The sequence below is a fragment of the Actinomyces sp. oral taxon 448 str. F0400 genome, from assembly GCF_000220835.1.
Classification (GTDB): Bacteria; Actinomycetota; Actinomycetes; order Actinomycetales; family Actinomycetaceae; genus Actinomyces.
In genome coordinates, this window is the sequence record NZ_GL985606.1 from 2,355,480 (window position 1) to 2,379,611 (window position 24,132).

At 68.4% G+C, this 24,132-nt stretch carries 18 protein-coding genes and 1 CRISPR repeat array; of the genes, 12 read left to right on the forward strand and 6 right to left on the reverse strand.

From position 1 onward, the window contains the following. The first annotated feature begins 2 nt into the window (after nt 1-2). The 10 genes from HMPREF9062_RS10015 to mnmA all read left to right on the forward strand — a co-directional run bounded on the left by HMPREF9062_RS10015 (nt 3) and on the right by mnmA (nt 15,884). Nucleotides 3-1,061, forward strand: coding sequence for a cysteine desulfurase family protein (locus tag HMPREF9062_RS10015; protein ID WP_009750012.1), 1,059 nt, complete (start codon nt 3-5; stop codon nt 1,059-1,061). A 125-nt stretch (nt 1,062-1,186) separates the two neighbouring features. Next, complete coding sequence (locus HMPREF9062_RS10020; protein WP_009750013.1) at nt 1,187-4,174, forward strand: CRISPR-associated helicase/endonuclease Cas3; 2,988 nt, start codon at nt 1,187-1,189, stop codon at nt 4,172-4,174. Continuing rightward, nucleotides 4,171-5,805 carry a type I-E CRISPR-associated protein Cse1/CasA gene (gene casA, locus HMPREF9062_RS10025; protein WP_009750014.1) on the forward strand — a complete coding sequence of 545 codons (1,635 nt, stop codon included), beginning with the start codon at nt 4,171-4,173 and terminating at the stop codon, nt 5,803-5,805. Before HMPREF9062_RS10020 ends, casA begins: the two co-directional genes overlap by 4 nt. Nucleotides 5,806-5,845: 40 nt before the next feature. Continuing rightward, complete coding sequence (gene casB, locus HMPREF9062_RS10030) at nt 5,846-6,544, forward strand: type I-E CRISPR-associated protein Cse2/CasB (protein ID WP_009750015.1); 699 nt, start codon at nt 5,846-5,848, stop codon at nt 6,542-6,544. 3 nt (nt 6,545-6,547) lie between these two features. After that, on the forward strand, nt 6,548-7,678 hold the full coding sequence (cas7e, locus tag HMPREF9062_RS10035) for a type I-E CRISPR-associated protein Cas7/Cse4/CasC (protein WP_009750016.1): 1,131 nt from the start codon (nt 6,548-6,550) through the stop codon (nt 7,676-7,678). Further along, a complete protein-coding gene (gene cas5e / locus HMPREF9062_RS10040) occupies nt 7,678-8,400 on the forward strand; it encodes a type I-E CRISPR-associated protein Cas5/CasD (RefSeq protein WP_009750017.1) in 723 nt (240 codons plus the stop codon). Before cas7e ends, cas5e begins: the two co-directional genes overlap by 1 nt. Next, a complete protein-coding gene (locus HMPREF9062_RS10045; RefSeq protein ID WP_009750018.1) occupies nt 8,391-9,110 on the forward strand; it encodes a type I-E CRISPR-associated protein Cas6/Cse3/CasE in 720 nt (239 codons plus the stop codon). Before cas5e ends, HMPREF9062_RS10045 begins: the two co-directional genes overlap by 10 nt. Before the next feature lie 3 nt (nt 9,111-9,113). Beyond that, entirely contained in the window at nt 9,114-10,052 is a 939-nt protein-coding gene (cas1e, locus tag HMPREF9062_RS10050) for a type I-E CRISPR-associated endonuclease Cas1e (protein WP_009750019.1), read from the forward strand. Continuing rightward, nucleotides 10,046-10,444: a type I-E CRISPR-associated endoribonuclease Cas2e gene (gene cas2e, locus HMPREF9062_RS10055; protein ID WP_034254153.1), complete on the forward strand. Its 399-nt coding sequence runs from the start codon at nt 10,046-10,048 to the stop codon at nt 10,442-10,444. The genes cas1e and cas2e overlap by 7 nt, the downstream gene beginning before the upstream one ends. 56 nt (nt 10,445-10,500) lie before the next feature. Further along, nucleotides 10,501-14,253: direct repeats of the CRISPR family, unit length 28 nt; unit sequence GTAAACCCCGCGCGAGCGGGGATGATCC. A gap of 488 nt (nt 14,254-14,741) precedes the next feature. Beyond that, the gene (gene mnmA, locus HMPREF9062_RS10060) at nt 14,742-15,884 is read left to right on the forward strand and encodes a tRNA 2-thiouridine(34) synthase MnmA (protein ID WP_009750024.1); all 1,143 of its coding nucleotides are present in this window, start codon (nt 14,742-14,744) and stop codon (nt 15,882-15,884) included. Nucleotides 15,885-15,904: 20 nt separating this feature from the next. On the opposite strand, the gene HMPREF9062_RS10065 is transcribed toward mnmA, so the two are convergent. From HMPREF9062_RS10065 to HMPREF9062_RS10075, 3 genes are read right to left on the reverse strand one after another with little or no spacing between them, the layout of a single operon-like run. After that, nucleotides 15,905-16,726 (reverse strand): hypothetical protein, encoded by an 822-nt coding sequence (locus tag HMPREF9062_RS10065; RefSeq protein WP_009750025.1) that lies wholly within the window; start codon nt 16,724-16,726, stop codon nt 15,905-15,907. Continuing rightward, the gene (locus HMPREF9062_RS10070) at nt 16,726-17,502 is read right to left on the reverse strand and encodes an ABC transporter ATP-binding protein (RefSeq protein ID WP_009750026.1); all 777 of its coding nucleotides are present in this window, start codon (nt 17,500-17,502) and stop codon (nt 16,726-16,728) included. The genes HMPREF9062_RS10065 and HMPREF9062_RS10070 overlap by 1 nt, the downstream gene beginning before the upstream one ends. Next, nucleotides 17,499-17,885, reverse strand: coding sequence for a GntR family transcriptional regulator (locus tag HMPREF9062_RS10075; protein WP_009750027.1), 387 nt, complete (start codon nt 17,883-17,885; stop codon nt 17,499-17,501). The genes HMPREF9062_RS10070 and HMPREF9062_RS10075 overlap by 4 nt, the downstream gene beginning before the upstream one ends. Before the next feature lie 484 nt (nt 17,886-18,369). Here HMPREF9062_RS10075 and HMPREF9062_RS10080 point away from each other — a divergent pair, with 484 nt between their 5' ends. Further along, entirely contained in the window at nt 18,370-18,651 is a 282-nt protein-coding gene (locus HMPREF9062_RS10080) for a DUF1540 domain-containing protein (RefSeq protein WP_009750028.1), read from the forward strand. A 102-nt stretch (nt 18,652-18,753) separates the two neighbouring features. On the opposite strand, the gene HMPREF9062_RS10085 is transcribed toward HMPREF9062_RS10080, so the two are convergent. From HMPREF9062_RS10085 to HMPREF9062_RS10095, 3 genes are all read right to left on the reverse strand, one after another. Continuing rightward, entirely contained in the window at nt 18,754-19,635 is an 882-nt protein-coding gene (locus tag HMPREF9062_RS10085; protein WP_009750029.1) for a hypothetical protein, read from the reverse strand. Nucleotides 19,636-19,774: 139 nt separating this feature from the next. Further along, complete coding sequence (locus HMPREF9062_RS10090) at nt 19,775-20,761, reverse strand: electron transfer flavoprotein subunit alpha/FixB family protein (protein WP_009750030.1); 987 nt, start codon at nt 20,759-20,761, stop codon at nt 19,775-19,777. A 47-nt stretch (nt 20,762-20,808) separates the two neighbouring features. After that, complete coding sequence (locus HMPREF9062_RS10095; RefSeq protein WP_034254156.1) at nt 20,809-21,594, reverse strand: electron transfer flavoprotein subunit beta/FixA family protein; 786 nt, start codon at nt 21,592-21,594, stop codon at nt 20,809-20,811. Between the two features lie 184 nt (nt 21,595-21,778). On the opposite strand from HMPREF9062_RS10095, the gene glgX reads away from it, so the two are divergent. Then, nucleotides 21,779-24,100 (forward strand): glycogen debranching protein GlgX, encoded by a 2,322-nt coding sequence (gene glgX / locus HMPREF9062_RS10100; protein ID WP_034254160.1) that lies wholly within the window; start codon nt 21,779-21,781, stop codon nt 24,098-24,100. The last annotated feature ends 32 nt before the right edge of the window (nt 24,101-24,132 follow it).

Genomic DNA, 24,132 nt, shown 5'->3' on the forward strand with positions numbered 1-24,132 from the left:
CGATGCTCGCCGAGGCCCGCGCGCGCCTGGCCGCCGTGGTGGACGCCGACCCGCACGAGGTGCTCTTCACCGGCGGGGGCACGGAGGCCGACGCGCTGGTGGTCTGCGGGCGCGTCCTGGCGGCGCGGGCCGCCGGCGTGCGGACGCCCCGGCTCGTCACCTCCCCTCTCGAGCACCCGGCGGTGCTCGATTCGTCCCGCACCGCCGCAGTGCGCCTGGGTGCCGAGCACGTCGAGGTCGCGGTCGACGCCGCCGGGCGGGTTAAGGTGGAGAGTCTGCGCCGGGCCGCACCGGGGGCCGCGCTGGTCAGCGTCATGGCGGCCAATAACGAGACCGGTGTCGTGCAGGACGTCGGCGGCCTGGTGGAGGCGGTGCGGGAGGCGACGGGAACGCGGCGGCCCCAGGGTGAGGGGTACGTGCCGGTGCACTCCGACGCCGTGGCGGCGCTGGGGAAGGTACCGGTGAGCCTGGCCGGCTGGGGGCTGGACGCCATGACGGTCACCGGGCACAAGATCGGGGCGCCCGTCGGAGTGGGGGCGCTCGTGGCCGGGCGGGACTTGGCGCTCGTTCCGGCCACCGGCGGCGGACGGCAGGAGCGGGGGGTGCGTTCGGGCACCCAGGACGTCGTGGCGGCCAGGGCTCTGGCGCTGGCCGCTGAGCTGGCGGCGGCCGAGCAAACAGCCGAGGGACAGCGTCTCGAGGCGCTACGGTCCCGCGTGCTGGAGGGGGCGCGGGATCTGCCGGGCGCCCATGCGACCCTGCCCGCCGACGCGGCGCACGTGCCGGGCACGGCCCACCTGTGGTTCGAGGACACCGACATCGAGGCGCTGCTCATGGGCCTCGACATGGCGGGCATCGACATCTCGGCCGGGTCGGCCTGCCACGCCGGGGTGGCGGGGCCCAGCCACGTCATGCTGGCGATGGGCTACGAGGAGGGTCCGGCGCGCTCGACGCTGCGGTGCTCCATGGGGCGAGGCACCACCGCCGACGACGTCGATCGACTGCTCGCGGCCCTGCCCGGGGCCCTCGAGACGGCGCGGCGGGCGGCCCGAGCGGGCTGAGCAGGGATGATCCTCGCAGCCGGCCATCGCCCTGTAAGCCTAACGATTCAGTTACGGCGGGCCCGCCAATGTGACGAGAGCAATAACCTATCCCGGTCCCCGAGGAATCCGAAGAAAGAGTGTCGATGGAGCTCTCACCACGCGCGCGCTCCGCGTGGGCCAAGTCCGGCTATGACCCGGAGCGGCGCCGCTGGCTTCCGCTCTGGCTGCACCTGCTCGACGCCGCCGCGGTGGCCGAGCACCTCGCCACGCATTGGCTGGCGCCCACTACTCGCGACCTCATTGAACGCGAATTCGCGGATTCGACGTCGGGGCTGGCTCCGACGGACGAGTTCGGGCTCCTCGCCTCCTGGATCGCCGGCGTCCACGACATCGGCAAGTGCACGCCGGCCTTCTCCGTCCAGGCCGATGGGCTCGACGACAGGATGAAGGAGGCGGGTCTGACCCACGAGCCGGTCGACCCCCTCGAGCGGCGCAAGGTCCCTCATGCTCTGGCGGGGCACCTGATCCTGGAGAACTGGCTCATGAACGATCATGGGTGGGACTTCGAATCCGCCGAAGCCCTAGCCTCCGTCGTCGGCGCCCATCACGGTATACCGCCGACGACGGCGGCTCTCACCACCGACTACTACGGGCACGAGCATCTTCTCGGCGACGAGGCGTGGGATACCGCCCGCCGCGAGTTGCTCGACCTCGTCACGCAGCGCACCGGCGCTGAGCCTCTGCTCCCCCGCTGGGCGCAACGGCGGTGGTCCCAGTCCTTCCTCGTCGAGCTGTCGGGACTGGTCATCGTAGCGGACTGGATCTCCTCGGCCGAAGACTACTTCCCCCTGCTCGGCCTCGACGAGGCCGGTACGAGCCTGCTCGTCACCGAAGCGCACGCCGAGCGCGCCGACGCCGGGCTGAGGCGTCTGGAAGTCCCCTCTCCATGGCGGCCCCGCGACGACGGCGCCGATCCCGACTCCCTGCTCGCCCGGCGCTTCGGTCTTCCTGCCGGCGCCCGCGCCACCGATGTTCAAACGCGCACGCTTCAAGCGGCCCGCACCATGGATCTGCCGGGGCTCCTCGTCGTCGAGGAGTCGACGGGAGGCGGTAAAACCGAAGCGGCCCTCATGGCCGCCGAGGTGCTCGCCGCCCGAACCGGCCGCTCCGGGGTGCTCTTCGCCCTGCCCACCCAGGCGACAACGGACGCCATGTTCTCCCGCGAGCTCGACTGGCTGAAGCGGATCGAGGAGGCGTACGCCGGCGAGGGCGCGCCGTCGGACTTCGCCGCTCAACTTCTGCACGGACGCTCGCGGCTGAACAAGGAGGCTCAGCGACTGCGGCGCCGCGGCTACGAGATCCGAGACCGGCTCCTCGGCGCTCTCGGCGGCGAGGACGAGGAGGCCCGGCGCACTCCGCGCCCGGGAGACATCGGCCGCGACGAGGACGCCGTCAGAGCGGCTGGGAACCCGCGCAGTGCAGCATCAGCGCATGCGACCTTAGGCGATGCGGCCCGCCGTCAGGCCGACCTGGCGATCCTGGCCTGGTTCAGCGGACGCAAGAAGTCGATGCTGTCGGACTTCGTCGTCACCACCGTGGACCACCTGCTCTTCGGGGCGATGCGCTCCCCGCACCTGGCCATGCGGCACCTGGGACTGTCCCGCAAAGTCGTCATCGTCGACGAGGTGCACTCCTACTCCACCTATATGAATGTCTACCTGGATCGGATCCTGACCTGGCTCGCCGCCTACGGAGTGCCGGTGGTGCTCCTGTCGGCGACGCTGTCCGAGGCGCGGTGCACCGCCATGGTCGACGCCTATCGACGGGGCCTGCGTCTGTCGGCTGGAGAACGAGTCCCCACACGCCCCGACCTCGAGACCGTGCGCACCCCCTTCCCCTGCCTGGTCACCGCCGGCGGAGAGCGGATCGAGGTCGTCCCGACGTCGGCGGGGCGACGTAGCACGATCCGCCTTAAGCGGCTCATGAAGGACGCCCTGGTCCCGCTGCTGGAGGAGAGGCTGACCGATGGCGGCTGTGCGCTCATCGTCCGCAACACGGTGCGACGCGCACAGGAGACCTATGAGCTGCTGCGGGAGCGATTCGGCCAGGAGGTGAGCCTCACCCACGCCCGCTTCACCATCGGCGACCGGTTGGCGAAGGACGAGGATCTTCTGCGCCGCTTCGGACCTCCGCGCAGCGGCCCGACGCGCCCGCACCGGGCCATTGTCGTGGCCACGCAGGTGGTCGAGCAGTCCCTGGACGTCGATTTCGACCTGCTGGTGACGGACCTGGCGCCCATCGACCTGATTCTCCAGCGGATGGGCCGTCTGCACCGCCATGAGCGGCCGCGGCCGCCCTGGGTGTCCGCCCCCACCTGCTACATCGATTGGTTGCCGTCGACGTCATCCCCCGACCCTTCGCTGGAGCCGGGCGCCAAGGCGATCTACGGCGAGCAGGACATGCTCCTGAGCGCGGCCGCCCTGAACCGGGTCGTCGACGACTCGGGCACGATCACGATCCCCGACGACGTGCACGAGCTCATCGAGGCGGTCTACGGGGCCGACGTCCAAGGGCCACCGCTGTGGCACGAGGCCGTGGAGCACGCCCGTGAGGCGTATGCGCGGAAGAACCGCGCGAAGCACGACTCCGCTCAGGGCTTCCTGCTGAGCGAGCCCGAGCGGAGCGGGGCGAGCTCCTCCCTGGTCGGCTGGCTGCATACGACGGCCTCCGACGACGAGGATGAGGGGCACGCCCAGGTGCGCGACGGCGAGGACTCCCTGGAGGTCATTCTCCTGGACCGGCGCTGGATCGGCGGCCAGGAGGAAATACGCACCCTGCCGCACGCACCGGAGTCCCCGGGAGCCCTGATCCCCACCGATCGCGTTCCGGACCGGAAGGTCGTGCGCGCCATGGCCCTGTCCGCCGTGAGACTGCCCGCCGGCATGACGAAGGGCAGCAGGCTCGACGACGCCATCGACGAGCTCGAGAAACGTGTCGTGCCCCCCTGGCAGGACGATCCGCAGCTGCGCGGGCAGCTGTTCCTCCTCCTGGAGGAAAGCCGGGCACAGCTGGCCGGTGCAACGCTCGAGTACTCCCCATCCACCGGACTGAAGGAGGTCCGTCCCGAATGACTTCGACTTTCAATCTTCTCGACGAGCCGTGGATCCGAGTGATCCGGCTCAACGGCGAGGCCAACGAGGTCTCTCTTCTCACTCTTTTCCAGGATGCCACGGATATTAAGAGCATCTACGGCGAGGTCGCCAGCCAGGACATCGCCGTCCTGCGCCTGCTCCTGGCGATCTGCCACCGGACCATGGACGGGCCGGAGGATCTGGACAGGTGGAGGGAGTACTGGCAGGAACCCGAGCTCCTGGGGCGGGACGCCGCCGCCTACCTGGAGAGGCACCGCGACCGTTTCGATCTGCGCGACCCGGAGCGTCCCTTCTTCCAGGTGGCGGGGATTCATGCGGCGTCGGGGAAGATCTCGGACCTGGAATCCCTCATCGTGGACGTTCCCAACGGCAACCAGTTCTTCACCACCCGCATCGCCGAGGGCTTGAATTCCATTGGCTGGGCGGAAGCGGCCCGGTGGCTGGTGCACGCCCATGCCTTCGACCCCTCCGGTATCCGCACCGGCGCCGTCGGCGACCCGCAGGTCAAGGGAGGAAGAGGCTATCCGATCGGGCCGGGGTGGACGGGGCGGATCGGCACCGTGAGCGTGGTGGGCGGAACGCTGGAGCGAACGCTGCTCCTCAACACCGTGGTCTGCGACGGGAAGACAGCCGGCCTCGACGGTGTCGATCCTGCACGCGATCTCGCCCCGTGGGAGCGTGAGGCCGACGGTCCGGCGGGCTCGCCCGCCCTGGAGCCCACGGGGCCCGTGTCCTGCTACACGTGGCAGACGCGCCGCATCCTCCTCCACGGCGACGACGAGCGCGTCACCGGACTGTTCCTCGGCAACGGTGACAAGACGACGCCCCAGAACCGCTATCTGGTGGAGCCCATGACCGCATGGCGCTTCTCCGAGCCTCAGAGCAAGAAGCTGAAGTCGCCCGTCTACATGCCGCGCAAGCTGCCGGCGGACCGGGCGTTCTGGCGGGGGCTGTCGACCCTCGTGGCTCAGTTGAGCCCGAAGATCACGGTCAAGGACGCCGGGGATGTGACCCGATACCGTTCCCCCGGCGTCGTCTCCTTCTACCAGGAACTCATGCGCCGCAGGATCGTGCCCGCGGGCGGCCTCATCCCCCTGCACGCCGTCGGCCTCGAATACGGGTCTCAGGAGGCGACAGTCACCGAACTCGTCGACGACGTCCTGACGCTGCCCGCCGGCCTGCTCGATCCTGAGAGCAAGCGCCTGGTCGCCGTCGTCCACGACACAATGGAGCAGACCGAGCAGGTGGCTGCGGCGCTGAGAAGCCTGGCCGGGAATCTGGACCGGGCTCACGGCGGGAGCCCGGAGACCGCCTCGGCCGCGCGCACGCGCGCCGGCGCGGACTTCTACCAGGTCATCGATGAGCGCTTCCCCCGCTGGCTCGCCTCCCTCGACGGAGCAGACCCGCACGTCGCCCGCGACCAGTGGCGCGGCCTCTTGCGCACCGAGGCCTGGAGGCAGCAGGAGGAGCTCGCCTCCGCCGTGCCCGGCACTACCTTCGCCGGACGCGGGGAGGGAAAGGGACGGATGGACGTCGGCAAGGCGCTGTTCTTCTTCCGCCGCGCTCTGAACGCGGCGGTGCCCGCACCCGCCCGGCAGGACGCCCAGTGAGAACAAGTGAGAACAGTAAGAACGCAGAAAGGACACCGGCATGACAGTGTCGGATACCAGCACACCCGCAGAGGTGTCGGGCGGGGCCCCGCCCGATGCCCGACGAGCCCGCCGCCTCGGGAGGATCGGCCTCCTGGTGAACCAGCGCATCGGCGGCGCGCACGGCTTGCAGAAACGCTACCTCGACAACGAGTCACTGGGGCGCGCCGAGGTTGCCGCCCTGCGCAAGGGCGCGAACAGGGCTCCCGGTGAGCTGCCCGAGATCTGGGAGCTCACCCGCGTCGAGGTCCCCGACGGCGCCGGCGACGCTCCGACCCGGGAGGAGATCGCCGTTCACACGGCTATGACGCTCTACGCCGTCCACCAGCAGTCGCGGTCCGAGTGCATGTTCGTGCCCGGAAGAGGCCTCGGACGCGCCGCTCACGAGCTGGTGGGCACGGACGAGGAGAATCCCTCCGCCCGGGCCCGCTTCAACGCCCTGGTCACCTCGACGACCGTGGCGGAGCTGCGCCACCACCTGCGGAACCTCGTCTCGCTGCTGAGATCCCGAGGTATTGCGTTGGACCACGCCATGCTCGCCGACGATATCGTCCGCTTCCAGCGCCCGGGCGGAGCTAAGAGCGTCCGCCTGGCCTGGGCCCGCCAGTACTACTCACTGCCCGCCGACGGCGCCGTCTCGGCCCCCGGCATCGACCACGACACCACCTCCACCAACCACGCATCCACCTTGGAGAACTGATCAATGAGCACCTACGTCGACATCCACATCATCCAGAATCTTCCGCCGTCCTGCGTCAATCGGGACGACTCGGGATCGCCGAAGTCCGCCATCTACGGCGGGGTGAGGCGGCTGCGTGTCTCCAGCCAGTCCTGGAAGCGGGCGGCGCGTCTGTACTTCGACGACCTGCTGGACGCCTCCGACGTCGGTGTGCGCACCAAGCGGGTCGCCGGGGTGCTCGCCGCGAAAATCGCCGAGGACGCACCGGAACTCACGGAGAGCGCCCTCTCCTTGGCGGAGGGGGTTTTCAAGACGGCCAAGATCAAGCTCTCGCCTCCGCGCGGTAAGAAGAATGCGCCTCAGGAATCGGGATACCTGATGTTCCTGTCCGCCGGACAGATCGGACGCCTCGCTGAGCTCGCTATTACCTCGGCCCGCGGTGGCGAGGCGCTCGACGCTCGGACGATCAAGAAGATCTTCAAGGAGGCTCACGCCGTCGATATCGCGCTCTTCGGCCGCATGGTCGCCGATGACACCGATCTCAACGTCGACGCCGCCTGCCAGGTGGCTCACGCCATCTCCACGCACGCCGCTGAGAACGAGTACGACTTCTTCACCGCCGTCGACGATGAGAAGAGCCGTTCGGAAGAGGAGGAGGATGCGGGAGCGGGTATGATGGGGACGGTCGAGTTCTCCTCGGCCACGATGTACCGCTACGCTACCGTCAACCTCGACATGCTGGTTAAGAATCTCGGGGACGGTGAGGCGGCGCTGCGGGCGCTGGAGGTTTTCATCAAGGGATTCTGCCTGTCCATGCCGACCGGCAAGCAGAACACCTTCGCCAACCGGACCGTGCCCGAGACGGTGGTCGTCTCAGTCCGCGAGGACCAGCCGGTCTCCCTCGTGGGAGCGTTCGAGAAGCCGATTCCGCAGGACGCCGATCGCGGCTACGTCGACCGCTCGGTGGAGAGTCTGGTCCGGTACTCCTCGACGATCGAGGAGAACTACGGGCTGCGGCCGCTCGCCAGTCTCGTCGTCGCCCTCCAGGATTCCGAGGCCGTCTCGTCTGTCGGGGAACGCGTGTCCTTCGCGGACCTGCCCGGACGGGTCCGCGACATCGTGGCCCCGCGCGTACCCGGTCAGGAGCGGGCCTGATGACCGTTCTCCTCCTACGACTCGCGGGCCCGTTGCAGGCATGGGGGGTGAAATCCCGCTTCACGATCCGCGCCACGGAGCTCGCCCCGACCAAGAGCGGGATCATCGGCATGCTGGCGGCCGCTGTCGGACGGCGCCGAACGGATCCGATCGAGGACTTTCTCTCGCTGCGTTTCGGCGTGCGCAAAGACCAGCCGGGCACCGTGATCCGCGACTTCCACACGGCGAGACCCCTCGACGGCGGGGACTCCATGCCCCTATCGAACCGCTACTACCTCGCCGACGCCATCTTCCTGGCGGGCATCGAGGGGGACGGGGCGCTCCTGGAGGGCATTGACGAAGCGCTCGGGCACCCGGTGTTCCCGCTGTACCTCGGGAGGCGATCATGTCCGCCGACGCCCCCGATCTCGTTGGGTCTGCGCGAGGCACCGCTGCTCGACGCTCTCAGAAAGGAGCGATGGCAGGCCTCCGAGTGGTTCCAACAGCGGTTCCGCCGGCGTCGCACCCCCTTCGACGCGGAGCTGCTCGTCGACCAGGAGGCCGTGCCCGCCGTGGAGCGAGGCACTGTCCGAAGCAGCCGCGATGTGCCCATCTCCTTCGATCCGCGGCGTCGCGACTACGGGCTCCGCCAGGTCGAACGACTGCTGGTGACTGTGGAAGCCCCCGCGGTGGACCTGCACGACCCCATGATCGATGTGGAGGAGGCGGGACGGTGTTCCTGACGAAGATCGAGCTGGATCCGACACGACGGCTGGCACGCAAGTACCTGGGCTCGCCGCAGGTCATGCACGCCGTCGTTCTGGGCGCCGCCGGAGACAGTGGCGGGGGCGAGACGGACGACGGATCCGGCCGTGTTCTGTGGCGGGTGGACCGGGGCGCGATGACGACGTTGTACCTGCTCTCGCCCTCGGAGCCCGACTGCTCGCAGATCGTGACCGAAGCAGGGGCGGCAGGCGTGCCGGCCCGGACCCTCGACTACTCCCCGTTCCTGGAGCGCCTCGACGCCGACCAGCTATGGGCCTTCCGTCTGGCGGCGAACCCGTCCTACTCGGCCTCTCGGGGGCCGGGCATGCGCGGGAAGCGGTTCGGGCATGTCACCGTCGAGCAGCAGAGGCAATGGCTCCTCTCACGCGCCCCGGGATACGGTTTCGAACTCGTGCCCGCGGTCGCCGGGAGGGAGAGCGCTGAGCGGGTCGAGGACGCTGACGAATCGGCGAACCTTGTGGTCGTGCGCCGGGAGAGGCCCATTTTCTCACGACGACGGCCGGGCTCAAAGACGCATGACCGCGTCACGATCAACCGGACCGTCTACGAGGGAATTATGCACGTCACCGATCCGCAGGCTCTGCGTCATGTCCTCGTAACAGGGATCGGTCGCTCCAAGGCCTACGGGTGCGGGCTCCTGACTCTCGCACGAGTGAGACGAGGCTGAGGAATGGCCAGGATGCTGCCGGTTCCCGTGACGGCGCTCCCCCGTGTGCAGGATCGGATGTCTTTCCTCTACCTGGAGCACTGCGTCGTGCACCGGCAGGATGGTGCCCTGACCGCCCGTAACGACCAGGGCACCATCCATGTCCCCGCCGCCTCCCTGGTGGCTGTCCTCTTCGGCCCGGGAACGTCGGTCAGTCATCAGGCGATGAGTCTGCTCGGTGAATGCGGAACGACGGCGGTCTGGGTCGGTGAGCGCGGAGTTCGCTATTATGCGCACGGTCGCTCGCTGGCGACGTCCACCCGGCTTCTGATGGAGCAGGCGACCCGCGTTTCCTCGCCTCAAAAACGTCTGCGTGTAGCGCGTGAAATGTACTGCATGCGTTTTCACGGCGAGGACGTCGACGGTCTCACCATGCAGCAACTGCGAGGTCGCGAAGGCGCCCGGATCCGTGAGGTGTATCGGGAGAACTCGCGACGAACCGGTGTGCCATGGACCCGCAGGGAGTATCGGCCCGACGATTTCGAGGCATCGGACCCGATCAATCAGGCCCTCTCAGCGGCGCACGCCGCGCTGTACGGAGTCGTTCACGGCGTCATCGTGTCACTGGGCTGCTCACCGGGGCTCGGTTTTGTCCACACCGGACACGAACGATCCTTCGTGTACGACGTCGCAGACCTGTATAAGGCCGAGACGACGATCCCGATCTCCTTCGACGTGGTCGCCGAGGGAATGGACGACCTCACCGGCACGACTCGACGGCGCGTTCGAGACAGGATCTTCGAGCTGAAGGTCATAGAGCGAACGGTCAGGGACATCTATCAACTGCTCGGAGTCGACGAGCAGGAGGATATGAGCATCAACGTCGTCTCGCTATGGGACTACCAGCGGCGTGCCGTCACCGGTGGATCGAACTACGCCGGAGAGGACGCGGGAGGATGGTAGTGCTGATTCTGTCAGCAGCCCCGGCCTCACTGCGCGGGGCCATGACGCGATGGCTGCTCGAGGTCTCCCCCGGAGTCTTCGTCGGCCACCTCTCGGCTCGCGTCCGCGAGCAACTGTGGGAACTGGTCCGAGCGTACATAGGCGACGGGCGCGCGCTCCTGATCTGGTCGGTGCGCTCCGAGCAGCACTTCACCGTGGCCTCGCTGGGATACGACCGGGAGCCACTGGACGTCGAAGGCTGCCTCGTCATGCGTACCCCCTACCGGCAGATCGAAGGGTCGTCGTCGCAGGCCCTACCCGGCGCCGTTAAACCGGCGAAGGAGTCGTGGTCGATCGCTGCCCGGCGACGACGCTTCCGCAACTCAGCCGAGCGGTCCCTAGGTCACCAGTGAAGGCGAACGCCCCCTGGTAGGGTGGCCCACCGTTGGAATCACGCCGATCGCCAAGTGTAAACCCCGCGCGAGCGGGGATGATCCCAGATACGACGAAGGCGACAGCGGCGCAGTGGCGTAAACCCCGCGCGAGCGGGGATGATCCGGGTCACGGCATGCGATCTGAACGGCTGGGCACGTAAACCCCGCGCGAGCGGGGATGATCCCGGGACTGCCACTTATTCCAAGCCGCGCAGGGAGTAAACCCCGCGCGAGCGGGGATGATCCGCCTATCAAGGCGGAACTCCTGTGGCAGATCGAGTAAACCCCGCGCGAGCGGGGATGATCCCTGGGGCGGCGTCGGTGATCGCGGACGTGTCAGGTAAACCCCGCGCGAGCGGGGATGATCCCCCGGAGTCATGGAACTACGAACGCCTGGACGAGTAAACCCCGCGCGAGCGGGGATGATCCCCGAAGTAGTAGGATCCGTTTGCTTTGTCCTTGGTAAACCCCGCGCGAGCGGGGATGATCCGGGGCGGTTGCAGGCTTGGCCGTGTCAGCGTCGGTAAACCCCGCGCGAGCGGGGATGATCCCGTCAGACAAGGACAGGTCCGCGACACCAACCTGTAAACCCCGCGCGAGCGGGGATGATCCCGGCAACCACACGGATCGGACGGACGGTGCAGGGTAAACCCCGCGCGAGCGGGGATGATCCGCTCCGTCGCGTACTCCTCCAACCGAAACACCTGTAAACCCCGCGCGAGCGGGGATGATCCCCGCCCCGACCCGACGGGGCGCAACAGACAGGAGTAAACCCCGCGCGAGCGGGGATGATCCCGCGCACGCGCTGCGTCGCGCGCTGCTCTGACAGTAAACCCCGCGCGAGCGGGGATGATCCCCCAGACAACGCCTCTCGACATGCAGCGCGTGTGTAAACCCCGCGCGAGCGGGGATGATCCCTCTGACAAGGAGCATCGAGAACAATGAGCAGGGTAAACCCCGCGCGAGCGGGGATGATCCCTCGACCCCGAGTCGGTGCGCCTCGTCTGGGCTGTAAACCCCGCGCGAGCGGGGATGATCCCGAGCTGATGATCGACAGCACGAGGATGACTAAGTAAACCCCGCGCGAGCGGGGATGATCCTTGACTCGCACGTGGCTGATCTGGTTGGCGGTAAGTAAACCCCGCGCGAGCGGGGATGATCCGTCACGACGCAGCAGACGGGTCTGTGGGTGATCGTAAACCCCGCGCGAGCGGGGATGATCCTCGGGGTGCGGGGCGCTCTGAGTACGGCCTGTGGTAAACCCCGCGCGAGCGGGGATGATCCGTGACCATGAGGCTCGACAAGAACCTGACCTCGGTAAACCCCGCGCGAGCGGGGATGATCCCCCGCGCGGCATGGCTGCACGCGGCGGCAGCGGGTAAACCCCGCGCGAGCGGGGATGATCCACGTGGACAAGGCGGGCATGCTGATGCTGCTCAGTAAACCCCGCGCGAGCGGGGATGATCCGTTCAGCGTGTTGTAGGTCCGATCCGCATACGGGTAAACCCCGCGCGAGCGGGGATGATCCCGTGCACGTCGGCTTGTGGTTGTCGAACGGGAAGTAAACCCCGCGCGAGCGGGGATGATCCCAGCCGCGGTGGGGGCCGGCCTAGCGCTGGCCCGTAAACCCCGCGCGAGCGGGGATGATCCCAGGGTCCAGTCGTCGGCGTCGGTTTCCCGCAGGTAAACCCCGCGCGAGCGGGGATGATCCGGTCACCGTCACCGGCACGATGACCCTGCGAGAGTAAACCCCGCGCGAGCGGGGATGATCCGCGATGGCGGACGTGAAGACTTCGTTGGGGTCGGTAAACCCCGCGCGAGCGGGGATGATCCAGGACCCCTCCAATGGCCGTTGAGACCGTCACCGTAAACCCCGCGCGAGCGGGGATGATCCCAGTAATGAAAGGAACCCTCTAATGGACCGCATCGTAAACCCCGCGCGAGCGGGGATGATCCAGCGCCGGCAAAGCTTACGTTGAATGCTCCGCGGTAAACCCCGCGCGAGCGGGGATGATCCCCATTTTGACCAGGTGGACACGCAGCTTCGCCAGGTAAACCCCGCGCGAGCGGGGATGATCCCTGATGACCCCCGCCGGAGTCGTCTCCGAAGCCGTAAACCCCGCGCGAGCGGGGATGATCCCAGGAGCCGGACTACATTCCGATCCCCGACGACGTAAACCCCGCGCGAGCGGGGATGATCCCCCTACCACACGGGTCACACCACCGCAACCGGGGTAAACCCCGCGCGAGCGGGGATGATCCGCCGGACATGCCGTTCGCTACGGGTGATGAGGTGTAAACCCCGCGCGAGCGGGGATGATCCGCTTGGCGAGCTTGACGGTAGCACGCAGGCCACGGTAAACCCCGCGCGAGCGGGGATGATCCCGTTGCTATTTTCGGTACATCCCGTGGTGGCGGGTAAACCCCGCGCGAGCGGGGATGATCCGAGCACAGGGAGTCGAAGAAGAAGATTGATTTGGTAAACCCCGCGCGAGCGGGGATGATCCCGACCTTAGTTTGACGGATCAGATTAGGACGGCGTAAACCCCGCGCGAGCGGGGATGATCCCTTACCGATATCATCACTGAACGAGTAGGTGTCGTAAACCCCGCGCGAGCGGGGATGATCCTTGGCGCATCTGGCTGATTGGCGGGGCGAGATGGTAAACCCCGCGCGAGCGGGGATGATCCCACCCGCCGCCACACCGCCATACGTGCCGCCGCGTAAACCCCGCGCGAGCGGGGATGATCCCGGGGAGCGGACTGTGACTGCTTTTGCTTCGGCGTAAACCCCGCGCGAGCGGGGATGATCCCAACACCCTCGCCGCTGCCGCGGGCATCCCGGTGTAAACCCCGCGCGAGCGGGGATGATCCCGACGGGACCACGATCGGAGTCGGCGTGATGGTGTAAACCCCGCGCGAGCGGGGATGATCCGGCAATATCCTCGTCATCCTCCCGTGGGACGGCGTAAACCCCGCGCGAGCGGGGATGATCCGGCCGAGCGCGCGCTCCTGACCGCCTTCGTCGCGTAAACCCCGCGCGAGCGGGGATGATCCCACCTCACGATCCACCGGTCTGGAACGCACGACGTAAACCCCGCGCGAGCGGGGATGATCCCTGCGCGAGCAGCTCGAGTCTTCCAACGAGAAGGTAAACCCCGCGCGAGCGGGGATGATCCGGCTTCACCCCACCACCACCCTCACCCCACCCGGTAAACCCCGCGCGAGCGGGGATGATCCGGAGACCGCCCCATGACCCGCACCCTCTACGTAGTAAACCCCGCGCGAGCGGGGATGATCCCGTGCTGTACAACGAAGGCGGCGAAGGTATTCAGTAAACCCCGCGCGAGCGGGGATGATCCTGTCTTCGAGGGTCACGACGGTTCCTTTCAGCTGTAAACCCCGCGCGAGCGGGGATGATCCCCAACAGGCCGACAAGGGACGCAACACAGGACAGTAAACCCCGCGCGAGCGGGGATGATCCGTCGAGGAGCATGTCCTTCGCGGACACGGTCGCGTAAACCCCGCGCGAGCGGGGATGATCCTCGTGACCTTCCCGTCCAGGGAGGACATCTTCGGTAAACCCCGCGCGAGCGGGGATGATCCGGAGCTGTGCGCAGCATGGGACGCAACCTGAAGGTAAACCCCGCGCGAGCGGGGATGATCCCGACATCCTGATCGGGGCGCGCAGATGATCGCCGTAAACCCCGCGCGAGCGGGGATGATCCCCAACAGGTCATCGCTGCGGGTCGAAGCCGCCGGTAAACCCCGCGCGAGCGGGGCAATTACTCATCACCCCTCAGCCCTCGCCCGACCATCTCAGCCTCCCCACAATCACACCAGTGATTATTCTTCCCGATCAACGCGAACCACACGAGCACCCCTCTCGCCTCATGATCTCTTCTCGTGCGTGCGCAGGCCCTGCCGGGTCCCGGATACCAGCAGAGTCGGCCCGGCCAATAGACGCCGCGGCGACGAACCGACGCGCGCCGTCGACAACCACGTCACCGCTCGGCTCCCGAGCTCAATGCCCCATGTGCTCCATTTCTTCTCGGGCATCATCCGCAGCAAGAAATACGGGCAAGACGGCAGCCTGCGCCTCCGCGGAGCATCGCTCTTCAGGCGATGCTCCGCCCGAGGCCTTCCCGCCCCTCTTCCACAGCACGACGGCGCAGCCCCCTCGGATCCCGAACCTCACGACCACCTACTGCACGCAGTAGCCTGGCTACCGCCCTCGACGCACCACCAACCGCTATCACCCGACCACAGGAGACCCCATGCGCGTACTCGCGGCACTGTCCGGCGGAGTCGACTCCGCTGTGGCCGCTGCCCGCGTTCTGGACGCCGGGCACGACGTCGTCGGAGTGCACATGGCCCTGACCCGCAACCGCGCCGCCACCCGCTCGGGCTCGCGTGGCTGCTGCTCCATCGAGGACGCCTCCGATGCCCGCTGGGCAGCCGAGATCCTCGGCATCCCCTTCTACGTGTGGGACTTGTCCGAGCAGTTCGAGGAGCGGGTCGTCGCCGATTTCCTCGCCGAGTACCGTGCGGGCCGCACTCCCAACCCCTGCGTGCGCTGCAACGAGCGCGTCAAGTTCGACGCCCTGCTCGAACGGGCCCTCGCCCTCGGCTTCGACGCCGTCGCCACCGGCCACTACGCCCGACTGACCGGGGGCGCCGCCACCGGCCACCCCGGCAGGACCGCTGGCCTGGAGCTGCGCCGCGCCGTCGACGCCGCTAAGGACCAGTCCTACGTGCTCGCCATCTCCGGACGCGAAGGACTATCCCGCGCTCTCTTCCCCCTCGGCGACGCCCCCTCCAAAGCGGCTGTGCGCGCCGAGGCCGAGCGCCGCGGCCTGCCGGTGGCCGCCAAACCCGACTCCTACGACATCTGCTTCATCGCCGATGGCGACACTCGCGGATTTCTCACCCGCAGCCTCGGCACGAGCAAGGGGGCCCTCGTCTCCCCCGACGGCAAGATTCTGGGTACGCACTCCGGATACTTCGGCTTCACTGTCGGTCAGCGTCGAGGGCTGGGATTGACCCGCCCGGCCCCGGACGGACGCCCCCGCTACGTCATCGAAACTCGACCCGCCACCAACGAGGTGGTCGTCGGTCCTGCAGAACTCCTGCACCGCAGCGCCGTCGACGGCCAGGAGCTCGTCCTGCTGGCTGAGCCGAACCCCCTCGGCGAGGGCGCCGTCGGCTGGCGGGACGTGACCGTGCAGGTGCGCGCTCACGGACGGTCCGTACCGGCCGACGTCGCCGTCGACCCGGTGGCTCGAACCCTGCGGGCGGATCTGCGCCAGCCACTGCGGGGACTGGCGGCGGGGCAGTCCATCGTCATCTACGGCCCCGCGGACGCCGGCTCGGGCGGCGAACGGGCGCTCGCCCAGGCCACCGTCTCCCAATCTCGCTGACATAGCAGATCGGAGGGCGGTCAGCGCAAGGACATGTGCCGCTCGATCGCACGCACCGCCCACCAGACCAGCACCACGGCGAGTAGCGGGCTCACGATGACACTTCCCGCACCCACGATCGCGGGATCAGTGTCCCCGCCGACCGATTCAAGGAACTCGGGCCACATCATGCGGGTCGTGAGATCTCCGGTGCCCACGTCGATGCTGAGGGGCAGGAAAAGGGTCGACACCAGACCGAGCAGCTGGTTGACCACGTACAGCACGACGAAACCGATCAGCGGCGCCCCGAAACCGGCATGGCTGTAACGCCCCTGGGCACCGATGCTCATAACAGCGGCGACCTCAACGATGAGCGCCGCGAAACCGATCAGAACGGAGACGATGAGGAACGTCGTCAGGCCCGGACCCGCAGCATCGGCAGCCGTGCGCACCGACTCCAGGATCTCGCTAAGACCGACCCCCTTACTGTGCGCCAGCGCGGCGCACCAGCCGACGAGACCGACCAGGGCGAACGCAACCGACATCAGCCCCATGAGGCAGGCGTAGAGGAGCTTGGCGGTCACGTGCACCCGGCCGCGCACCGGTACCGCCTGGGTGAGATAACCGCGCTGACCGTACATGGACTGCCAGTACTCGACCGCGATCTGAACCAGAACGACGACCGGCATCGCCACGAGCACCAGGGAGGCGGCAATCTGCATGAGCGCCGCCAGGCTGTCGACATCGGCCAGCAACCACCACAGCCCGAGGAACCCGACCAGAACGACGATACAGACCCCGAGCGTGGCCGCATTGCGCCCCACTTGGGTGCGGATCTCCTCGGCGAAGAGCGTGCGAAGCATCAGCGGTACTCCTTCCGGAACAGGGCGTCCAGGCTCATGGAGTGAGCCTGACGCAGGTCGTCGGCGTCGCCGGCCAGCAGCAGGTGCCCGTCCTTGAGGAAGACGACCGAGTCGACGATCGGCTCGACGTCGGCGATCAGATGAGTGGAGATGAGCATGAGAGCATGCGGGTCGAAATCACGCAGGACGCCGTCGAGGACGATCTCGCGGGCGGTGGGATCCACACCGGAGATGGGTTCGTCGAGCAGGTAGACGCGGGCACGCCGGCTCATGGCCAGGGCGATGCGCAGCTTCTCCCCCATGCCCTTGCTCATCTCCTTGATGGAACGATCGACGGGCAATGCGAAGAAGTCGACAAGACGATGGGCCTTATCGGCATCGAAGTCGGCGAACAGGCGGGAGAACTGGGCGATCGCCCGCGGCGGCGTCATGCGCGTGGACAAGAACTCAGCATCAGGCAGGAAGGACACGAAGTCCTTGGACTGCGGTCCCGGGGCGTGTCCGCCGAGAAGCACCTCGCCCTCGTAGTCGGCCAGAACCCCGGCGAGGATCTTGAGCAGGGTGGTCTTGCCGCAGCCGTTGGGACCCATGAGACCGACGATGCGTCCGGCAGGCAGGGCCAGGCTCAGATCGTTCAGGGCGGACCGTCCGCGGTAGGTCTTGGTCAGGCGACGCACGGTGACCAGCGGCGGGGCCCCGTCCAAGGAGGCGATGACACCGGGAGGGGCATCGGGGCGCTCGGCATCCAGCGACGCGGCCGTCGGTGACGTACTCATGAGGTCTCTCCTGATTCCTGAATGGGATGATCCGGCCACCGTTCGGTCAGCACCTCGCCCGCCTGAGCGAGATCCATACCGATGGCGGTGACAGCGGTGATGAAGGTGTCCGCGGCGCCGACGGCGAGCTCGCGGCGGGTGGCATCGAGCACCCCGGTATCCGCGGTGACGAAGCGCCCGGCCGTACGCTCGGCCGTCGTCAGGCCGGAGCGGTCGAGCTCGGCCAGGGCTCGCTGGACGGTGTTGGGATTGACTCCGGTATCCGCAGCGAGGTCACGCACACTGGGGATCCGGGTCCCGGGAACCCATGCGCCGGTGACGATTCGCAGGCGGAAGTCGTCGACCAGCTGAATCCAGATCGGACGGGAATCGTCGATCGGCACGGGCCCTCCTCGGGTCGGATGGATAGGACACGGCTCATGAGCACAGCCGGACGGCCTCGTCAGACCATCTGTATGACTGCATTAATATAGTGACACAGACGAGCAGGGCCGTCAACCCGTCCGGCCGCCGCCTGCACCTGCCTGCGAAGTCGCCCCGCCCCACCCCCGGAACGCCCTGCACCATCGGTTCGACGTGTTCGGACGCTCACGTCATCTCCCCCGTCCGCGGAAGAGTCGCGGAGGCCGAAACCAGGAAAGACTCACCTGTTATGCGAATTCCGAACGTGCACAAGAACGCGCCCGGCCCCGCCCGAGCGCCGTACCCGATCACTCGTCGACACCCTTAGTAATCCCCGGGATACCAACGTTCTGAAAAACCGTTCACGCAACGTCCCACGATGACGTTGCCGACCGCCGGACACACCTCTACCTTGAATTACGTCATCAACCGAGCACCACCGATCGCCTCAGGGGAGGACCCATTATGTCGACCGTCACCGCCATCAAGTCCTGCGCCACCACCGCCTGCGCCTACAACCACGGAGGCTGCACCGCCTTCGCCATTACGGTCGGCGGCGACTCCACCGACCCGGCCTGCTCCACCTTCGTCAGCCTCGACGCCCGCGGCGGCCTGCCGGTGGCCGAGGGTCACGTAGGCGCCTGCCAGCGCCTGGAGTGCATCCACAACACCGATCTCATGTGCACCGCCGACGCCATCACCATTGGCGCCGACACCGCCACCTGCCAGTCCTATAAGGCTCGCTGACACCGGATATCCGATTCCCCGGGGCACCCGAGGAGCAATAAGACGACGGTGGGCAGACCCGTGACGGGTCTGCCCACCGTCGTGTCCACCGCCCGGGCTCCGCTACGGGAGCAGACCGCCGACTAGGGCATCTTGAACCAGGCTGCGCAGCCGCCGTCCGGCCTCATGAGCGCAGGTCGTTCCCGGAGGCAGGAGGATCTGGATGGTGTCGGCGCCCTCGCGTTGCAACCGCAGGAGAGTGACGGCATGCGGGGAGACGTCCACGCACAGCACCCGCCCCAGCAGAGCGGTGCACAGTCCCTCGGTCGACCGCCTGGAGCAGACGACACCGGGGATGGTGCCCTGCTCGACCCCCTCGCACAACACCCCGAGCGCCTCCTCGCCGAGGGCCTTGACCTCGTCCTGGGCACTGAAGGTCTCGAAGGCGGACCACAGCAGGGGGCGAACGCCCTTGGCGTCGGGGTCGAGCACCTCCTCGATCGTGTGACCGCTGATGCCCATGGCGTCATGGACCATGATCCGACCGCTCTCGATGACGCCCAGACGTCCGCCCGGGGCGCTGGCGAGAGCGGCCAGATCCGTCAACGGATCCTCGCCGGTGATCGAGCAGTGGCAGCCGGCCACGGATCCGGACAGGACGGCGTCGCACTGGACATCGTCGAGCCAGGTGAGCATGCCCAGGAGGTGGACGGTCGCAGTGGTGATGCGCAGGCCGGGCTCGGCCGCCTCAAGGGTGACGTCGAGGCGCACCTCCACCGGGGACTCATTCGGCACGGAGACCATCGGATGCCCGACTGCCGGATGGGCGGCCACAATGATGCTGCCGGTCACGTCGAGCGCGTGGAGGACGAGCTGAGAGGGCGCACCGGCGTCGAGCCGGTAGGCGGTCAGAGTGGCGCAGCCCGCTCCGGATAGGAGGCGTCGCGCCATGCGACGCGACGCGATGGTGGTCTGCGGCGTGCGGTCCCCGCTGATGGACGTCACGGTTCCTCAATTCCCGGTCGTTGGGACTGTTGAGGGTAAGGCTAGCCTCGTCAGCCCCTCCAAGCGAACAGTCGGCCGCCCACCGGACGCCGTCCCGTCGCAGGGGCGTATAAGCGGGCCCGGCACGGGTCACGCTCGGTTAAGCGCGCAGCCGCTTCAGCTCATCGACCAGTTGGGGAACGACCTCGACGACATCACCGACGACCCCGAAATCAGCCATCTCGAAGATCGGAGCCTCGGAGTCGTCGCACACGGCCACGACGGTACCGGCGCCCTGGATGCCGCTGGTGTGGTGGACCGCCCCGGACACGCCCAATCCGATGTACAGGCGCGGAGCAATCGAAACACCGGTCTGCCCGATCTGGGCGGACCGTCCGATCCACCCCTCGTCGCAGGCCACTCGCGTGGCGCCCACGGCCGCGCCCAGCGGGTCGGCCAGCGAATGCACCAGCTCGAAGTCACCGTCCACACCGCGCCCGCCCACTACGACGATGCGCGCCTCGGCCAGATCCGGCCCGGCGGCCGCGGCGGTGCGCTCCCGAGAGACCAGCCGTACGGCGGCCGCCTCCTCGCTCACCGAGACCTCAAGAGTCTCGACCGGCAGGGGTGCGGCGCCTCCGACGGCGACCTCAACGGACCCGGGCCGCACGGCCACGACCGGCGGATGCTCGACGTCCGCGGCCACGCTCACGGTGGTCGACCAGGAGCCGGACAGAACCAGCTTGGAGGCGCGCAGATGGCCGCCCGCCACGTGCAGGTCGGCGACGTCACCGGTGCAGGCCGAGTCCAGAAGAACGGCAGTGCGGGCGGCGACCTCCTTGCCGCGGTAATCGCTGGTCACCAGCACCGCCCCGGGGACGACCAGGGTGACGGCGGCGGCGAGGGCGTCGGCTGCAACGCCGGCCTGCGTACGCTCCCCGCCCAGATCGGCCTCCAGCAGACGAGTGGCTCCGGCGGCGGCCAGGGCGGCGCGGGCGTCGTCGTCCACCGGCCCCGTGGCCAGGGCGACGACGTCGCCGGCGGTCAGAGTGCGGGCGGCGGTGGCGAGCTCGAGGGCGGGGCCGGTGGGGCGCGCGCCGTCGACGTCGACGAGCACGAGGACGGGTGCGTCGAGGGTCTCAGTCATGATCTTCTTGTCTTCCCTGTGTCTTGCCTGCGCGTCTTCGCCCGCGCTTAGACGAGCCTGTTGTCCACGAGCCAGGCGGCGAGCTCGCGCCCGGCCTCCCCGGCGTCGGTGCGGATGATGCCGGCCTGGCGGGCGGGCCTGGCTCTGGCCTCGACCACGTCGACGCCGGACCGGCGCGGCTGGATCCCCAGGACCGCCAGATCCCAGGTGTCCACGGGCTTCTTCTTGGCGGCGCGCATGGCGGCGAAGTTGGGATAGCGCGGCTCGTTGGCCTGATCGGTCACGGATACGAGTGCGGGCAGCGGGGCGGACAGGACCTCGGTCAACGTGCCGGTGGTGCGGGTGACCGTGATGTCCTCCGTACTCGCCTCGAAGGAGCTCGCCAGGGTCAGGGCGGGCACGTGCAGGGCCGCGGCGAGCGCCCCCGGCAGCATGGAGGTCATGGCGTCCAGGGCGGCCATGCCGGTGACGACCAGGTCGACATCACCCACGCCCGCACCGGACTCCACCCCGCCGATGCGTCCGACGGCGGCCGCGAGCGCATGCGCGGTGACCACGACGTCGGCGCCGGCCAGGTCGTCATCGCTCACCACGACGCCGGAGTCGGCGCCCATCTGCAGGGCGCGGCGGACGGCCTCCTCGGAATCCTCGGGACCCATGGTCAGGGCCACGACCTCGCCCCCCAGCTCCTCGACGAGGCCGACGGCGGCCTCGACCGCATTCTCGTCGAGCTCGTTGAGGACATCGTCCTCGCCGCGGACGAGGCGGGCGTCCTCCAGGCGGCGTTCGGACTGCACGTCAGGGACGTGCTTGATGCAGACCACGATTTTCATGCTCACAAGATTGCCATATCCGGGCGCCCGCGCCGATGAGCGCTGAGTCACGTGACCGTTCCGGCCGGGGGGATCCGGCGGCCCCCCGCCCGGTCCGGTCGACCGTCCTGACCCGAACCGGTCGAGGCGTGTCCCACGCCTCCTCGAGTGGCTGACCCGCACGCGTGCACCGACAATGAGTCTCATGTCCCTCTCGCCAGAGCCACAACCGGCTGCCCTTGCCGCCTCCGACGCGGCGGACCGCACCCGTCTGGGCGTCTGCCTGACCTGGGACGGTGCCGACTTCGTCGTCGTCGCACCGCGCGCCGCCGCCGTCGACCTGTGCCTGATCGACACCGACGACGCCGGGGACGTCATCGCCGAACGCCGGGTGGGCCTGCACGGCCCCAGACTCGGGGTGTGGAGCGCCCACGTTCCCGGCGTGCGCGCGGGCCAGCGCTACGGATACCGGGTCCACGGACCGTGGGACCCCTCCGAGGGCATGCTGTTCAACCCCCGCAAGCTTCTGCTCGACCCCTATGCGCGCGCCATCGACGGCGCGCCGCAGTTGGGCCCCGAACTGTACGCGCATGCCGTCGAGGAGGATCTGTCCCCCACCTTCGTGCCCTTCGTCCCCTCCGAGCTCGACTCAGCCGGGCACGTCGCTCTGGGCGTGGTTACTGGCGAGCAGTTCGCGGTCGTGCCCGGCCCCAAGGTGCCCGACGGGCGCACCGTCGTCTACGAAACGCACGTCAAGGGCTTCACCCGCACCATGCCCGGCGTACCCCCCGAGCTGCGCGGCACTTACGCGGGTCTGGCCCACCCCGCCTCCATCGAGCATCTGCGCTCCCTGGGCGTGACCACCGTCGAGCTGCTGCCCATCCACGCCGCCTTCTCCGAGGCCTTCCTCCTCCAACGGGGGCGCACCAACTACTGGGGGTACTCGACCCTGTCCTACTTCGCCCCGGAGCCGTCCTACGCCACCGCCACAGCTCAGGCGGCCGGCCCCCAGGCCGTCCTCGACGAACTGCGCGGCATGGTTTCGCTGCTGCACGAGGCGGGCCTCGAAGTGATCATGGACGTGGTCTACAACCACACATGCGAGTCGGGGGCGGACGGGCCGACCCTGTCCCTGCGCGGCCTGGACAACCGGGAGTACTACCTCCACGCCCCGCATCAGCCGGCCCAGTACATCGATGTCACGGGCACCGGCAACACGGTCGACTTCCGCTCCACGCGCGCCGTCCAGCTGGTGCTCGACTCCCTGCGCTACTGGGCCGGGGACGTGGGCGTTGACGGCTTCCGATTCGACCTGGCGGTCACCCTGGGGCGCGACGCCTCGGAGTTCCATCCCCGCCATCCCCTGCTCATCGGCATGTCCACCGACCCGATCCTGCGCGGCGTCAAGCTCATCGCCGAACCGTGGGACATCGGCCCGGGCGGCTGGCGCACCGGCCAGTTCCCTTTGCCCTTCCACGACTGGAACGATCGGTACCGCGGTACGGTGCGCTCCTTCTGGCTGCGCGACGCCTCTGAAATATCCAAAGGGCGTCTGGGCTCCGATCTGCGGGATCTGGCCACGCGCCTGTCGGGCAGCGCCGACATCTTCAGCTACGGGGAGCTGCCCGGCGGGCGCGGCCCTCTGGGCAGCGTCAACTTCGTGACCGCCCACGACGGGTTCACTCTGCGCGACCTGGTCTCCTACGACTACAAGCACAACCTCGCCAACGGCGAGGACAACCGCGACGGCACCGACGACAACCGCTCGTGGAACCACGGCTTCGAGGGGCCGCTGCCCGAGGGCATGGGCGGGGGACCCATTGAAATGCTGCGGCGCCGCTCGTCCCGCAACGTGCTGGCCACACTGTTCGTCAGCGCCGGTACGCCGATGCTGCTGGGCGGCGACGAAATGGGTCGCACCCAGGACGGCAACAACAACTCCTACTGCCAGGACTCCCCGATCTCCTGGTACGACTGGAAGCTGGCTCCATGGCAGTGCGACCTGCTGGCCACCGCCCGGTTCCTCGTGGGTCTGCGAGAGGCCCACCCCGTGCTGCGCCCCGAGGTCTTCGCCACCGGCGCCGCCCCGGAAGGGGATACGATGCCGGATCTATCCTGGTTCCGCGCCGACGGCGTCCCCATGGGCCCGGAGGCCTGGCACGGACCGTGGACGCGTGTGATCCAGATGCTGCGCAATGGCGGACCTGTGGCGGACAGGGACCTGCTGGTGGTCATCAACGGCTGGCTCGACCAGGTCGACGTCACGCTGCCCGACGGGCACGGCACGGACTGGCATCTGATGTGGGATTCGACGTGGGCGGTGCCGCGCCCGCACACCTCCGCCTTCGCGCTGGCTCACAGGGTCAGACGCGGCGCGGCCCGCACCCGTGTCATCCGGCCCTCCCAGGACAGACCGTGGCGCTCGGCCGACTGCCGGCATGACCGGCCCGGCGACACGACGACCCTGGATGCGCTGAGCATGCGGATCTACCTGTCGGGTGAGGTGCTGGAAGCCCGGAAGTCCTGAAGCCGTCGGTCTGCGGACCCCGCGCACGCGCA

What these genes read in the sequence shown, in the direction of transcription:
- HMPREF9062_RS10015 (WP_009750012.1), top strand. Translation starts at nt 3, where the DNA reads ATGCTCGCCGAGGCCCGCGCGCGCCTGGCCGCCGTGGTGGACGCCGAC.
- HMPREF9062_RS10020 (WP_009750013.1), top strand. Translation starts at nt 1,187, where the DNA reads ATGGAGCTCTCACCACGCGCGCGCTCCGCGTGGGCCAAGTCCGGCTAT.
- casA (WP_009750014.1), top strand. Translation starts at nt 4,171, where the DNA reads ATGACTTCGACTTTCAATCTTCTCGACGAGCCGTGGATCCGAGTGATC.
- casB (WP_009750015.1), top strand. Translation starts at nt 5,846, where the DNA reads ATGACAGTGTCGGATACCAGCACACCCGCAGAGGTGTCGGGCGGGGCC.
- cas7e (WP_009750016.1), top strand. Translation starts at nt 6,548, where the DNA reads ATGAGCACCTACGTCGACATCCACATCATCCAGAATCTTCCGCCGTCC.
- cas5e (WP_009750017.1), top strand. Translation starts at nt 7,678, where the DNA reads ATGACCGTTCTCCTCCTACGACTCGCGGGCCCGTTGCAGGCATGGGGG.
- cas1e (WP_009750019.1), top strand. Translation starts at nt 9,114, where the DNA reads ATGGCCAGGATGCTGCCGGTTCCCGTGACGGCGCTCCCCCGTGTGCAG.
- cas2e (WP_034254153.1), top strand. Translation starts at nt 10,046, where the DNA reads ATGGTAGTGCTGATTCTGTCAGCAGCCCCGGCCTCACTGCGCGGGGCC.
- mnmA (WP_009750024.1), top strand. Translation starts at nt 14,742, where the DNA reads ATGCGCGTACTCGCGGCACTGTCCGGCGGAGTCGACTCCGCTGTGGCC.
- HMPREF9062_RS10065 (WP_009750025.1), bottom strand. Translation starts at nt 16,726, where the DNA reads ATGCTTCGCACGCTCTTCGCCGAGGAGATCCGCACCCAAGTGGGGCGC.
- HMPREF9062_RS10070 (WP_009750026.1), bottom strand. Translation starts at nt 17,502, where the DNA reads ATGAGTACGTCACCGACGGCCGCGTCGCTGGATGCCGAGCGCCCCGAT.
- HMPREF9062_RS10080 (WP_009750028.1), top strand. Translation starts at nt 18,370, where the DNA reads ATGTCGACCGTCACCGCCATCAAGTCCTGCGCCACCACCGCCTGCGCC.
- HMPREF9062_RS10090 (WP_009750030.1), bottom strand. Translation starts at nt 20,761, where the DNA reads ATGACTGAGACCCTCGACGCACCCGTCCTCGTGCTCGTCGACGTCGAC.
- HMPREF9062_RS10095 (WP_034254156.1), bottom strand. Translation starts at nt 21,594, where the DNA reads ATGAAAATCGTGGTCTGCATCAAGCACGTCCCTGACGTGCAGTCCGAA.
- glgX (WP_034254160.1), top strand. Translation starts at nt 21,779, where the DNA reads ATGTCCCTCTCGCCAGAGCCACAACCGGCTGCCCTTGCCGCCTCCGAC.